General features: G+C 65.7%; 15 protein-coding genes. 14 read left to right on the top strand and 1 reads right to left on the bottom strand.

The genetic code is table 11. The annotated features are described in order from the left end of the window. Positions 1-4 precede the first annotated feature (4 nt). The 4 genes from phnD (at position 5) to ESZ60_RS10690 (ending at position 3,798) form a co-directional block, all read left to right on the top strand. Positions 5-916: a phosphonate ABC transporter substrate-binding protein gene (phnD, locus tag ESZ60_RS10705; protein WP_134680576.1), complete on the top strand. Its 912-nt coding sequence runs from the start codon at positions 5-7 to the stop codon at positions 914-916. Positions 917-981: 65 nt separating this feature from the next. Next, the gene (gene phnE / locus ESZ60_RS10700; RefSeq protein WP_134680575.1) at positions 982-1,851 is read left to right on the top strand and encodes a phosphonate ABC transporter, permease protein PhnE; all 870 of its coding nucleotides are present in this window, start codon (positions 982-984) and stop codon (positions 1,849-1,851) included. Then, positions 1,851-3,164, top strand: coding sequence for a phosphonate ABC transporter, permease protein PhnE (phnE, locus tag ESZ60_RS10695; protein ID WP_134680574.1), 1,314 nt, complete (start codon positions 1,851-1,853; stop codon positions 3,162-3,164). The genes phnE (ESZ60_RS10700) and phnE (ESZ60_RS10695) overlap by 1 nt, the downstream gene beginning before the upstream one ends. Before the next feature lie 16 nt (positions 3,165-3,180). Then, on the top strand, positions 3,181-3,798 hold the full coding sequence (locus tag ESZ60_RS10690; RefSeq protein ID WP_134680573.1) for an LbetaH domain-containing protein: 618 nt from the start codon (positions 3,181-3,183) through the stop codon (positions 3,796-3,798). On the opposite strand, the gene phnF is transcribed toward ESZ60_RS10690, so the two are convergent. Beyond that, positions 3,786-4,487 carry a phosphonate metabolism transcriptional regulator PhnF gene (gene phnF, locus ESZ60_RS10685; protein WP_134680572.1) on the bottom strand — a complete coding sequence of 234 codons (702 nt, stop codon included), beginning with the start codon at positions 4,485-4,487 and terminating at the stop codon, positions 3,786-3,788. The two genes, ESZ60_RS10690 and phnF, sit on opposite strands and share 13 nt — an antisense overlap. A 90-nt stretch (positions 4,488-4,577) precedes the next feature. On the opposite strand from phnF, the gene phnG reads away from it, so the two are divergent. From phnG to ESZ60_RS10640, 10 genes are all read left to right on the top strand, one after another. After that, on the top strand, positions 4,578-5,027 hold the full coding sequence (gene phnG, locus ESZ60_RS10680; RefSeq protein WP_134680571.1) for a phosphonate C-P lyase system protein PhnG: 450 nt from the start codon (positions 4,578-4,580) through the stop codon (positions 5,025-5,027). Next, positions 5,024-5,587: a phosphonate C-P lyase system protein PhnH gene (phnH, locus tag ESZ60_RS10675; RefSeq protein ID WP_134680570.1), complete on the top strand. Its 564-nt coding sequence runs from the start codon at positions 5,024-5,026 to the stop codon at positions 5,585-5,587. Before phnG ends, phnH begins: the two co-directional genes overlap by 4 nt. Further along, positions 5,587-6,675: a carbon-phosphorus lyase complex subunit gene (locus ESZ60_RS10670; RefSeq protein ID WP_134680569.1), complete on the top strand. Its 1,089-nt coding sequence runs from the start codon at positions 5,587-5,589 to the stop codon at positions 6,673-6,675. The genes phnH and ESZ60_RS10670 overlap by 1 nt, the downstream gene beginning before the upstream one ends. Continuing rightward, positions 6,672-7,511, top strand: a complete 840-nt coding sequence (locus tag ESZ60_RS10665) for an alpha-D-ribose 1-methylphosphonate 5-phosphate C-P-lyase PhnJ (protein WP_134680568.1) — start codon at positions 6,672-6,674, stop codon at positions 7,509-7,511. The genes ESZ60_RS10670 and ESZ60_RS10665 overlap by 4 nt, the downstream gene beginning before the upstream one ends. Then, positions 7,511-8,368, top strand: coding sequence for a phosphonate C-P lyase system protein PhnK (phnK, locus tag ESZ60_RS10660; protein WP_134680567.1), 858 nt, complete (start codon positions 7,511-7,513; stop codon positions 8,366-8,368). Before ESZ60_RS10665 ends, phnK begins: the two co-directional genes overlap by 1 nt. Positions 8,369-8,370: 2 nt before the next feature. Beyond that, the gene (gene phnL / locus ESZ60_RS10655) at positions 8,371-9,054 is read left to right on the top strand and encodes a phosphonate C-P lyase system protein PhnL (protein ID WP_134680566.1); all 684 of its coding nucleotides are present in this window, start codon (positions 8,371-8,373) and stop codon (positions 9,052-9,054) included. Continuing rightward, positions 9,051-9,581 (top strand): phosphonate metabolism protein/1,5-bisphosphokinase (PRPP-forming) PhnN, encoded by a 531-nt coding sequence (gene phnN / locus ESZ60_RS10650; RefSeq protein ID WP_134680565.1) that lies wholly within the window; start codon positions 9,051-9,053, stop codon positions 9,579-9,581. The genes phnL and phnN overlap by 4 nt, the downstream gene beginning before the upstream one ends. Continuing rightward, on the top strand, positions 9,578-10,720 hold the full coding sequence (locus ESZ60_RS10645; protein ID WP_134680564.1) for an alpha-D-ribose 1-methylphosphonate 5-triphosphate diphosphatase: 1,143 nt from the start codon (positions 9,578-9,580) through the stop codon (positions 10,718-10,720). Before phnN ends, ESZ60_RS10645 begins: the two co-directional genes overlap by 4 nt. Before the next feature lie 151 nt (positions 10,721-10,871). Next, positions 10,872-11,012: a hypothetical protein gene (locus tag ESZ60_RS20755; RefSeq protein WP_167620119.1), complete on the top strand. Its 141-nt coding sequence runs from the start codon at positions 10,872-10,874 to the stop codon at positions 11,010-11,012. A gap of 776 nt (positions 11,013-11,788) precedes the next feature. Next, on the top strand, positions 11,789-13,099 hold the full coding sequence (locus ESZ60_RS10640) for an ABC transporter substrate-binding protein (protein WP_134680563.1): 1,311 nt from the start codon (positions 11,789-11,791) through the stop codon (positions 13,097-13,099). Positions 13,100-13,144 lie beyond the last annotated feature (45 nt).

The raw sequence follows: 13,144 nt of genomic DNA, 5'->3' as shown, positions 1-13,144 counted from the left end.
CAACATGACTCGGACCCTCACCCTTCTTGCCCTGACCTCGGCGCTGGTTCTGCCGAACCTCGCCGCCGCGCAGGAGATCAAGGAATTCAACATCGGTGTCATGGGCGGCGAAAACGCCCAGGACCGCATGACGAGCAACGAATGCCTGCGAAAATATGCCGAGGAAGAATTGGGCGTCCCGGTCAAGCTGTTCACCCCGGCCGATTACGACGGTGTGGTGCAGGGCCTGCTGGGCGGGTCGCTCGACATGGCCTGGCTGGGCGCCTCGGCCTATGCCAAGGCCTATCTGACCGATCCCGAGGCGGTCGAGCCGGTTCTGGTCAAGGCCAATCTCGACGGCAGCACGACCTATTACGCGATCGGAATCGCCCGCAAGGATCAGGGCATTGCCTCGATCGCCGAGGCCAAGGGCAAGGTTCTGGGCTTTGGTGATCCCAATTCGACCTCGGGCTACCTGATCCCCGCCGTCGAACTGCCCGATGCCGGCTATTCGGTCGAACCGGGCGAGTTCTTCGCGGATGTGAAGTTCACCGGCGGGCATGAGCAGACCATCGTCGCGGTCAAGAACGGCGATATCGACGCCGGCGTGACCTGGGCCGACGGGCAGGGCGAATGGGAGGACGGCTACAACTCGGGCGCGCTGCGAAAGGCGGTCGATGCGGGTCTCGTCGACATGAACGCCATGGTCGAGGTCTGGCGTTCGAAGCCGATCCCGGAAGGTCCGGTCGTGCTGCGCAAGGCCCTGCCGCTGGAGGTCAAGGAAAGGATGACGGCGATGCTCGCTGGGCTGATCGACCAGGACAAGGACTGCACCTATGGCGTCGCCGCGGGCGAGACCGCCGGCTTCAAGCCGGTCTCGCATGAGGCCTATCAGACCATCATCGAAGTGCGCAAACGTCAGGAAGCCAACGGCTGATCTGCCAAGCCGACATGGGGGCGCGGGCATGCCGCCTGCGCCCCGTTTCATTTCAGGACGTCCCGATGACCGATGCTTCCGAGATCGCCGCCGCCTACCGGGCGCAGCTGGCCCGCCGCCGCAGCTATGGCGCGCTGCTCTGGGGCATATTCGCCCTGCTGATGATTTCCGGGTTTCGCCTCGCAAACGAGCGCAATGCCGGCGGCTTTCTCGACGGGCTGCCGCATGTGCTGGACTACCCGCAGGAGCTGGTGACCGAGGCGATCCAGAAGGTCGCGAACCTGCCCGGCCTGATGTGGGCCGCCGTGCCAGCGCTGGTCGAGACATTGAACATCGCAGCCTTCTCGACGATCCTCGGCGCGATCGGAGGCGGCATCGTCGCGCTGCTGGCGACGCGCGGCCTTGCTCCCTGGCCGAGACTCGTCCCCGTTTTCCGCCGGCTGCTCGACATCTCGCGGGCCATCCCCGAGCTTGTCATCGCGCTTGTCCTGATCTTCGTGCTGGGCGGCGGACCCGTACCGGCGGCACTGGCCATCGCCTTTCATACGGTGGGCGCATTGGGCAAGCTCTTCTCGGAAGTGGTCGAGAATGCCAGCCTGAAGCCGGTCGAGGGGCTGGAATCGGTCGGAGCGAACTGGGTGCAGCGCATCTGGCTTGGCATCCTGCCACAGGTCGCGCCGAACTGGGCGAGCTACGCCATGCTGCGCTTTGAGATCAATATTCGCGCCAGTGCCATCCTTGGCTTCGTCGGCGCGGGCGGGATCGGATACGAGCTGCGCAATGCGATCAGCTGGGGCCAGGGCCGCTATGATGCGGCGGCGGCGATCTTCCTGCTGCTCTTCGCGACCATCTTCCTCTTTGACCAGCTCACGTCAATTGCCCGCGACCGGCTGACGCATGGCCAGCCGGGCAGCCGCGCCGGAGGGCAAATCTGATGAGCATGCCGGAACTTGCCGCCGCCCATGGCGCGATGGGCCGCAGGCGGCTGATCTCGCTCGCCGTGCCGGGTTTGATGCTGGCCTATCTTCTTTATGTCGCCCTGGCCTTCGACCTGGCGGGTCTTGCCGGGCGCGCACGCTGGGATAACGGCCGGCTGCTTTTGCAGGACTTCTGGTCCTACAAGATCCATGTCACCCGCGACAATCGTGCCGGAGGCGCCATCTCGGCCTCGGTCGAAGGGATGCGCAATGCGACATTCACGCCCGAGCGTGAGCCGGAATGGATCAACCCCCGCGCCGATGGCGGACGCGAAATCGCGCTGCCGCAGGACCATGCCGTCACCCTCGCGGGTGAAGGCGCCGTCACCCTGACGACGCCCGAAGGCCGCTACGAGATCCGCCCCACCGCCACTGGCATTGAGGTCGAGATCCCCGACCCGCCCGAAAATTTCAGTATTTCGGACAAGCTCTTCGCGGCAGATCTTCCAGAAGGGGCAAGGTTGACCGTCACCCGCTCGCGGACCGAGATCTTTCGCCGCCAGACGGGCTGGGAGCTGTTCTTCTTCGACCTCTCCAGCCCGTTCAGCGCCATGTCCTGGTCCGAACTGGCGCGCCATGCGCTCAGCGCCGACAGGATCCGCCCGGAGCAGTCGAATATCGCCGCGATGGCGCAGGATTTTTGGGCCAACAGCGTCTGGCATCATGGCGACGTCGCCTGGGCCATGTTCGAGACCGTTCTGATGGCCTTTCTGGGCACTTTCGGCGCGGGGCTGATCTCGCTGCCGATCGCCTTCATGGCGGCGCAGAATTTCGCGCCCTCGCGTGGTTTGCGGCAGGTCTTCCGGCGCTTCTTCGACTTCCTGCGCGGTGTCGATGCGCTGATCTGGACCATCGTGCTGTCGCGCGCCTTCGGGCCCGGACCGATGACCGGAAGCCTCGCGATTCTCCTGACCGAGACCGGAACCTTCGGGAAGCTCTTCTCGGAGGCGCTCGAGAATATCGACGAAAAGCCGGTCGAGGGGCTGCGCTCGACCGGGGCCGGATCGCTTTCACGAGCACGCTGGGCCGTCATTCCGCAGGTCGCGCCGGTGATCCTGTCGCAGCTTCTCTATTATCTCGAATCGAACACCCGCAGCGCGACGATCATCGGCGCGATCACGGGGGGCGGAATCGGCCTCATGCTGGTGCAGGCCATGCAGACCCAGAAGGATTGGGAGCACGTCACCTATTACATCGTGCTCATCGTGCTGACGGTGATCTTCATGGACTGGCTCTCGGGTCGCATCCGCGCGCGTCTCATCAAAGGCTGACCCCAAAGGCTGATCCATGCCCAGACTGACTGCCGATGCGCCCTTTCTCCATGAGGGCGTCGAAATCCTGAACGCGCGATTCGGTCGCTATTGCGAGGTCGGCGCCGGATCGCGGGTCCTGAACTCGGATTTCGCTGATTACGCCTATTGCGACCGGCTGGCCGATATCGCCAATACCTCCGTCGGCAAGTTCGCGAATATCGCCGCGATGACCCGGATCGGGCCGACCGACCATCCGATGACCACGGCGAGCCTGCACCATTTCCTGTATCGCTCGGAATATTACTGGGACGATGTCGAGCCGGATGCCGGTTTCTTCACCGCCCGCGCCGCCCGCCGCACGGTGATCGGGCACGACACCTGGATCGGGCACGGCGCGATCGTGAAACCCGAGGTGACCATCGGCAATGGCGCGATCGTCGCCGCCGGAGCCGTCGTGACCCGTGACGTGCCCGACTGGATGATCGTCGCAGGCTGTCCGGCGAGAGTGTTGCGCCCGCGCTTTCCCGCCCAAATCGGCGAGCGGCTGACGCGGCTTGCCTGGTGGGACTGGGACCATGATCGTCTGCGCGAGGCATTGTCCGATTTCCGCGCCCTGCCGGTCGCCCGCTTCCTCGACCGCTATGAAACGTGAGGCAGGGTCAGGGTCACGCGCTCGGCCACCCACCAGGTCAGGCCACGCTCGACCGGACGGCCCCCGGCCTCGCTGATCGCCTCGGTTCGCAAAAGCGGGTCTCCGGCGTCGATCTGCAGCCTGGCGGCCTGCGCCGCATCCGCGACGCGCGCGGTGACGCGGGTCGAGACGCGGCGGTAATCCGCGATCCCGCATGCCGCTAGCGCGGCGGTGATCGACTGGATGTCGCGCAGGTGGCGCGCAAGATCGGGCAGCGCATCTGCCGGAAAGACGGTGCGAAACAGTGCCACCGGCCTGAAATCCACCAGCGAGACACCCTCGGCCACATGCACCCGCTCGCCGGTCGCAAGCCCGAGCGCCAGCGCCTCGGCCGCGTCCGAGGGACGCGTCATCACCGCGTCGAGCGCACGGCCGGGCACCTTGCCCGCCAGCTCGATATTGCGGTGAAAACGCACCCTGTCACCCAGCGGGTAATCGACCGGGCTGGCCGCGACGAAAACCCCCGCGCCCTGACGCGAATAAAGCAGGCCCTCATCCGCCAGCGCCCTTGTCGCATTGCGCAGCGTGTGGCGGTTCACACCGAAGCGCGCCGCCAGATCGGCCTCGGCCGGAAGCCGGGTGCCGGGCGGCCAGAGGCCGCGCGCGATCTCTGCGCGCAGAAGGTCCGCGATGCTCTGCCATAGCGTCATGTCGTCACCAAAAATTCACATTTTTCAGGATTGCCGCAAGCCTGCCACCCTCCTACAACTTGTCTAGTTGTATAGGCCATAGGCTACACCATGTCATCCCCTGAAGACGATCCCGATCCTTTCCGCCGCGAGGCCCTCGGATTGCTTGCCCGCGCGCCCTCGGCGCGTCTCGGCGAACTTTTCCCGGACCTGCCCGAGCAGGAGATCCTGCGCCGCCCCGAGACCGGCTCCGTCATGGTCCGTGGCCGCGCCGGCGGCACCGGAAGCAGCTTCAACCTTGGCGAGATCACCGTGACGCGGGCCAGCGTGCGCTTGCCCTCGGGGCATGTCGGACATGGCTATGTGCAGGGTCGCGACAAGGCGCATGCCTTGCGTGCCGCAGCCATCGATGCCCTGGCCCAGCATGACCCGAAGCGGATCGAGGTCGAAATCCTCGCGCCGTTGCGCCGCGAAGAGCATCTGCGCCGCGCCGCCCGCGCCGCCGAGGCCGCGGCGACCAAGGTGGAATTCTTCACCCTTGCCCGAGGAGAGGACGAATGACCGCATCTGAGCTTTCCGGCGGCTTTGCCGTGGCGGCCTGGGACGGCGCCCATGCCTTCCGCGCTGTCCTGAACGCGATGGCCCGTCCCGGCACCATCGTCGCGCTTTCGGCTGCGACGGGGCCTGAACCCATCTCGGTCGCCGCGGCGACGGTCCTTCTGACGCTTTGCGACCGCACGACGCCTTTGCACCTTGCCGGGGACCATGACAATGCGGCGCTGCGGACCTGGATTGCCTTTCACTGCGCCGCGCCCATCGTTGCGGCGCAGGACGCCGCCTTCGCGCTTGGCCGTTGGGACGCGCTGCAGCCGCTGGACCGCTTTGCCATCGGCACGCCCGAATATCCCGACCGGGCCGCGACGCTGATCATCGACAATCATGATTTCGAGGGCATGCCCGCGCGCCTGACCGGCCCCGGCATCCGTGGGACGGCTGCATTGGCGCTTCCCGATGCCCGGGCCTTCGTCGCCAACCATGCCCGCTTCCCGCTGGGCTGGGATGCGATCCTGACCTCCGGCAGGCATCTTGCCGCCCTGCCGCGCTCGACGGAGATACGCTGATGTATGTCGCCGTAAAAGGGGGCGAGCGTGCCATCGACGCCGCTCATTCCTGGCTGGATCGCGCCCGGCGCGGCCCCGCCGAGCAACCGGTGCTGGACACCGCCCAGATCCGTGACCAGATGAGCCTTGCGGTCGCCCGCGTCATGGCCGAGGGCTCGCTTTACGATCCCGATCTGGCGGCGCTCGCGATCAAGCAGGCGCGTGGCGATCTAATCGAGGCGATCTTCCTGATCCGCGCCTATCGCACCACCTTGCCCCGCTTTGGCGCTTCGCGTCCCGTCAAGACAGGCGCGATGCGGATCGCGCGCCGGATCTCGGCCACGTTCAAGGACGTGCCGGGTGGGCAGATCCTGGGGCCGACCTTCGACTATACCCATCGGCTGCTGGACTTCCGCCTGCTGGCCGATGGCGCGCTGCCCGCGACCGATCCGGCCGAAGCCTGCGAGACCTTGCCGGAGCCTGCGCCGCGCATCCTGTCCTTCCTTGACCGCGATGGCATGATCGAAACGGCCGAGCCCGACCAGGCCGAGCCTGCCGACCTGACGCGCGAGCCGATGGAACTACCCGCGGAACGCGCACTGCGCCTGCAGGCACTGGCGCGCGGGGACGAGGGCTTCCTGCTGGGCCTCGCCTATTCGACCCAGCGCGGCTATGCTCGCAACCACGCCTTTGTCGGCGAACTGCGCATCGGCACGGTCCCGGTCGAAATGGAGATCCCCGAACTGGGCTTTTCCATCGAGATTGGCGAGATCGAACTCACCGAATGCGAGACGGTGAACCAGTTCAAGGGCAGCCGGACCGAACCCGCGCAATTCACCCGGGGCTACGGCCTGACCTTCGGCCAGACCGAGCGCAAGGCGCTCTCGATGGCTCTGGTCGACCGCGCCCTGCGCTGGGAGGAGTTGGGCGAGGACGGCCAGGGCGCCCCTGCGCAGGACCAGGAATTCGTCCTGTCGCATTGCGACAATATTCAGGCCACGGGTTTTCTCGAACATATCAAGCTGCCCCATTACGTCGATTTCCAAGCCGAACTGGAGCTCGTCCGCCGCCTGCGGGACGGCAGCGCCGGGCAGGAGGATGCGGCATGACCGATCAGGCCTATAATTTCGCCTATCTCGACGAGGACACCAAGCGGATGATCCGCCGCGCCATCCTCAAGGCCATCGCGATCCCCGGCTACCAGGTTCCCTTCGCCAGCCGCGAGATGCCCATGCCTTACGGCTGGGGCACCGGCGGCGTGCAGGTCACGGCAGCGACGCTGGTCCCCGAGGACGTTCTGAAGGTCATCGACCAGGGCGCCGACGACACGACGAACGCCGTCAGCATCCGCAAGTTCTTTCAGCGCACCGCCGGCGTCGCCACGACCGAGCGGACGCGGGACGCCACCGTGATCCAGACCCGCCACCGCATCCCCGAGACGCCTTTGACCGAGGATCAGATCCTTGTCTATCAGGTGCCGATCCCCGAGCCGATGCGCTTTCTGGAACCGCGCGAGACCGAGACGCGGCGCATCCACGCGCTGGCCGATTACGGGCTGATGCAGGTGCGGCTTTACGAGGACATCGCGCGCCATGGCGAGATTGCGACCTCTTATGCCTATCCGGTCGAGGTGGCGGGGCGCTATGTCATGGATCCTTCGCCCATTCCCAAATTCGACAATCCCAAACTCGATGACTGCCCGGCGATCCAGCTGTTCGGCGCGGGCCGCGAGCAGCGCATCCATGCCGTGCCGCCCTATACCCGAATCCGCAGTCTGGATTTCGAGGACCACCCCTTCATCGCCTCCAAAGCCGATCACGCCTGCGCCCTCTGCGGATCGCGCAAGAGCTATCTCGACGAGGTGATCACCGATGATGCCGGCGGCAGGATGTTCGTCTGCTCGGATACCGATTTCTGCGCGGAAAACGCGAAAGGAGACGCGTGATGGCGCTCACCGAAGCCCTTGAGGAAACGGCCCGCCACGCTGCCCCCGACGACGCCGCCCCCGACGCCGCCCCCGATCAGGCCCCCGCCACGCCCTTGCTGCGCGTGAAGGGCGTGACCAAAATGTATGGTGGCCGCATCGGCTGCGCGGCGGTCAGCTTTGATCTGTGGCCAGGCGAGGTTCTGGGGATCGTCGGCGAAAGCGGTTCGGGCAAATCGACGCTGCTGGGTTGCCTGTCGGGGCAACTCCGGCCCGATGCGGGCGAGGTGATCTTTGACACCTCGGCGCAGGGTCCGGTCGACACGCTGAAGCTGGCCGAGCCGCAGCGCCGCCTGCTTGCGCGCACCGATTGGGCCTTTGTCCACCAGAACCCGCGCGACGGGCTGCGCATGGGCGTCAGCGCGGGCGGCAATGTCGGCGAAAGGCTGATGGCGACAGGCGCGCGGCATTATGGTCGCATCCGCGCCAGCGCCGAGGATTGGCTGGGCCGGGTCGAGATCGACCCCACCCGCATCGACGACCGGCCAAGGCAATTCTCGGGCGGGATGCAGCAGCGGCTGCAAATCGCGAGGAACCTCGTCTCGGGGCCGCGGCTGGTCTTCATGGACGAGCCGACCGGGGGGCTCGATGTCAGCGTGCAGGCGCGGCTTCTGGATCTGCTGCGCGGGCTGGTGCGCGACATGGGCCTCTCGGCGGTACTGGTCACGCATGATCTGGCGGTGGTCCGGCTGCTCGCCGACCGGCTGATGGTGATGAAAGGCGGTCGGGTCGTCGAAGCCGGGCTGACCGATCAGGTTCTGGACGATCCGCAGCATGCATATACCCAGTTGCTGGTCTCCTCGGTTCTGCAGGTGTGAAGATGATCGAAGTCAGAAATGTCGCCAAGGATTTCACCCTGCACAATCAGGGCGGGACGGTGCTGCGGGTGATGGAGGGTGCTAACCTTTCCGTCGCGCCCGGCGAATGTATCGCCCTGACCGGGGCCTCGGGCGCGGGCAAGTCCACGCTGATGCGGATGATCTGGGGTAATTACCGCACCGATCACGGCATGATCCGGGTGGGCGGGACCGAGGTTTCGGGGGCCGAGCCGCGCCGGATCATCGCGCTGCGCCGGGCTACTCTGGGCTATGTCAGCCAGTTCCTGCGCGTCGTGCCACGCGTCCCCACCCTGCGCGTCGTGGCCGAACCCCTGCTGAGCTTGGGCGTGCCCGAAAAAAGGGCCGAGGCCCGCGCCGCCGAATTGCTGACGCGGCTCAGGATCGGCGAAAGCCTTTTGGGCCTCTCGCCCACGACCTTCTCGGGCGGCGAGCAGCAGCGGGTGAACATCGCGCGTGGCTTCATCCATCCCTATCCGGCGCTGCTGCTCGATGAGCCGACCGCCAGCCTCGATGCCCAGAACCGCGAGACCGTCCTGCACCTGATCGAGGAAGCCAAGGCGCGGGGTGCCGCCATCATCGGCATCTTCCATGACGAGGCCGCCCGCGAGCGGCTCTGCGACCGGGTGATCGACGTCACCGCCTTCACGCCGGAGCGCATCGGATGAGCGCCCGCCTCATCGCCGTTGTCGGCCCGTCAGGGGCCGGCAAAGACACGCTGATGCGCGAAGCCATGTTGCGACGGCCCGACCTTCATCTGCTGCGCCGGGTCATCACCCGCCCCTCCGAATCAGGAGGTGAGGATTTTCAGGGCGTCACGCCCGAGCAGTTTGCCCCTATGCGGGACGCGGGACGCTTCGCGCTGCACTGGCAGGCGCATGGGCTGGCCTACGGCATCCCGCATCCCCAGGGGGATGGCGTGATGCTGGTCAATCTGTCCCGCGCGGTTCTACCGCAGGCGGCGCAGGTCTTTCCCGGCCTTCGGATCATCCATGTCGATGCCGCACCCCGGATCCGCGCCGCCCGTCTTGCTGCGCGCGGCCGCGAATCCGCCGCGCAGATCGTCCTGCGGATCGCCCGCGAGGCTCAGTTCGACCCCGGCCCGCTGCCGGTGACCCATATCGACAATTCCGGCGATCTTCAGGCGGCGACCGCCGATTTCCTCGCCGCGCTGGACCAGGTGCCAATCCAATGACGAATGCTTCCGTGACCCTCGCCAATGCAGAGTTGATCCTGCCCGACCGCGTGATGCGCGGCCGCGTCCATGTCGAGGATGGCGTCATCGCCGAGATCGTCGAGGGAGGGTCGGTCCCGCCCGGTGCGACCGATTGCCGGGGCGCGCATCTCGCCCCCGGCCTGATCGAGCTGCATACCGACAATCTCGAGCGCCACATCCAGCCCCGGCCCGGCGTGGACTGGCCGCATTCCGCCGCGATCTTCGCCCATGACGGCGAGCTGGCCTCGACCGGCATCACCACGGTCTTTGACGCGGTGCGCGTGGGATCGATCCCGAATGACGGCGCAGGCTATGCGAAATATGCCCGTCCGCTGGTGACCGCGATCAATGCCCTGTGCAAGGCCGGACGGATGCGGATCAGCCATTTCATCCATATGCGTGCCGAGATTTGCAGCGAGACGCTCCTGGACGAGCTGGCAGAATTCGGCGCGGATGACCGCGTGCGGCTGGTCAGCCTGATGGACCACACGCCTGGCCAGCGCCAGTTCCGCGACATCGCCAAGCTCGCGCAATATGTCCGGGGCAAGAAGGGCCTCAGCGATGCCGAATTTGCCGCGCATGTCGCCCGTCTCATGGAGTTGCGCGCGCGCTTCGGCGATGCGCATGAGGCGGGCGCCGTCGCCGCGGCCCACCGCCTTGGCGCGGTGCTGGCCAGCCATGACGACACCACCGCCGATCAGGTCGAGACCAGCGCCGCCCATGGCGTTCGGCTGGCCGAGTTCCCCACGACCGAATTGGCCGCGCGGGCCTGCCGTACGCATGGCATAGCCGTGATGATGGGCGGCCCGAACCTGATCCGCGGCGGTTCGCATTCCGGAAACGTCGCCGCCGAGACATTGGCGCGGAACGGCGATCTCGAGATCCTCTCGTCGGATTACATCCCCTCGAGCCTGCTCATGGGCGCGTGCCACCTGGCGCGACTCTGGAACGATCTGCCGCGTGCCTTCGCCACCGTGACGGATGCGCCCGCCCGCGCGACGGGCCTGACGGATCGCGGCCGGATCAAGACCGGGCTTCGCGCGGATCTCATCCGGCTCGAGGACGTCCACCGGACCGCGCGCGTGAGCGGCATCTGGGTCGAGGGCGCGCGTCGGTGAGGACTGACATCTCACTTCGCGAAGGGCTTGTTCCAGGTCCGGGCAGTCGATGCCAAGTGCGGGAGATCGGTCGCCTCTTTGCAAAGCCCTGCAAGGAGGTCACGGCCCAAGCGCAAACTGGGCCGCGCCAGCGGATTGAATGATCGGGGAGATGTTTCAAAGCAGAAGAATACGCTTTGCCGCGATCAAGACCAAAGACCAGCAGGCAGTGCCGATGCCGCGCAAGGCGCGCGAACTTCTGGTTCAGCAACGCAGGATGCATCACAAATCCCATACGGTCGCATTTGGCTGAGTTTGACACCATCGCCGCTCGGATGGCCTGAAGGCGGCGAATGCACGTTTCCGCATCAGGTGTGAGAATTGGCCCGGTCATCGGCAGTGGCGGTTCGCGCATTGATCCCAGACGTCCGATTTCCTGACTGGACAGGACGAGCAGATCGCGGCGGAAGTCCTCAGATGGCAACCGACAAACGACGCGAGCCTTGGCTTGGCAACCATCCCCCGCATCGGCCCGATCAGGGCCAGTGCAAAATGTGGCCAGCGTGCCGACTGCGCGCTTGTTGAGTTCGGTATGAATCGCGCGGGGCTCCGGCCCATCCGGCTGAACTTCTCGAAGCGGTGTTCCGCCGTCCTTTTAGAAACCTGCGCAGCCAGTTGATCGGAAAAGGCGGAGCGGCAAGAGGATGCGCGACCGCAAATTCAGAGTACTGGCACAACGGCCCGGATCGGTCTGCGCGATGCTGGCGCGGTTCCTTGGTCCGCCGGACCAGTGCGGTCTCGCGCTTTTTTCGTCTGCTCTTGGGAGTGTCACAGCCAAGTAGAGCGCGTGATAGGGTGTCGCACGATCCTGGCCGATGAGTTTCCCGATCAGCTGGCTCAGGGATGCGGTGATCGACCGGAACCAACGCGTCCAGACGCGCGGAGGGGTCCGGCTGCTTCTATCGGCGGTGCGCAGAACGAGCGACTTGACTTGCGCCTTCGCGTCACGTTTAAGAATGAAATGATGTTCCGAATATAAAATGCGGCGACGGGAGCAGCCGCGGAACATTGCCACAGGGAGGAGAGACCATGAAGGGACCGATGGCCGGCTCAGTGCTGGCACTTCTCGCCGGGTTCGGGTTTGCCACTGCGGCGCTGGCGGATGGCGAATTCGCCGGCGTCACCGTCGAGGCCAAGCTGATCGGCGGGCAGCAATACGAGGCGCTTTACGCCCGTATCGCCGATTGGGAAAAGGCGACTGGCGCGAAGGTCAAGATCATCAGCCAGAAGAACCATTTCGAACTGGACAAGGAATATAAGGCCGATATCGCCGCTGGCACGACGAATTGGTGCGTGGGCTCGAACCATTCCTCATTCGCTTCGCAATATCCGAGCCTCTATACCGACCTCGCGCCGCTTCTTCCGGCCGAGACCGTCGCCGGCTTCGTGCCGGCCAACATCAAGGCCGCCACCATCGAGGGTAAGCTGGTGATGCTGCCGCGCGCGCAATTCGATGTCTCGGCACTCTATTACCAGAAGTCGCTTTACACCGATCCGGCCAAGGCCGAGGCGTTCAAGGCGAAGTTCGGCTATGACCTCGCGCCGCCTGAAACTTGGGACCAGTTCCGCGATCAGGCCATGTTCTTTGCCGCGCCGCCGAATTTCTATGGCACGCAATATGCTGGCAAGGATGAGGCGATCAACGGGCGCTTCTATGAGCTTGTCGTCGCCAATGGCGGCAAGATGTTCAACGACGACTGGACTCCCGCCTTCAACTCGGATGCCGGAAAGCAGGCGCTGCAATGGTTCGTCGATCTTTACAAGGCGGGGGCGGTGCCTCCGGGGACGACCAACTATCTGTGGGACGATCTGGGCAATGGCTTTGCCTCGGGGACCGTCGCGCTGAACCTCGATTGGCCGGGTTGGTCGGGCTTCTTCAACGATCCGGCGAGCTCCAAGCTTGCGGGGAATGTCGGCGTCGCGCCTGCGCCCCAGGGATCGGCGGGGGTGCGCACCGGCTGGTCGGGCTTCCACGGCTTCTCGGTGACCGAGAATTGCGCGACGAAAGAGGCCGCCGCCTCGCTGGTCGATTTCCTGACCAATGAGGACAGCCAGAAGCTCGAATCCGCCGCCGGACCGCTGCCCTCTCGTACCGCTGTCTGGGATCACGTGATCGCCGAGGCCAAGAGCGATCCCTATAAATCCGAGGTGCTGGCCGCCTTCCAGGAGACTGCGAAAACGGCCTTCCCGGTGCCCCCGACCCCTTATTGGATCGAGTCCGGCAACCTGATCTTCCCGGAGCTTCAGGCCGCGATCCTGGGCGACAAGACGGTCGATCAGGCGCTTGAGGATGCCTCCGACGCCGTCGAGGAACTGATGCGCGAGAACGGCGTCATCTGACGCTCGACGCCGGACGGCATCGCCTGCCGTCCGGTTCTTCCCGAT

The organism is Paracoccus ravus (assembly GCF_004522175.1).
Classification (GTDB): Bacteria; Pseudomonadota; Alphaproteobacteria; order Rhodobacterales; family Rhodobacteraceae; genus Paracoccus; species Paracoccus ravus.
Note: the sequence above shows the minus strand (reverse complement) of the source record. Positions and strands in the feature narration are given on the sequence as shown.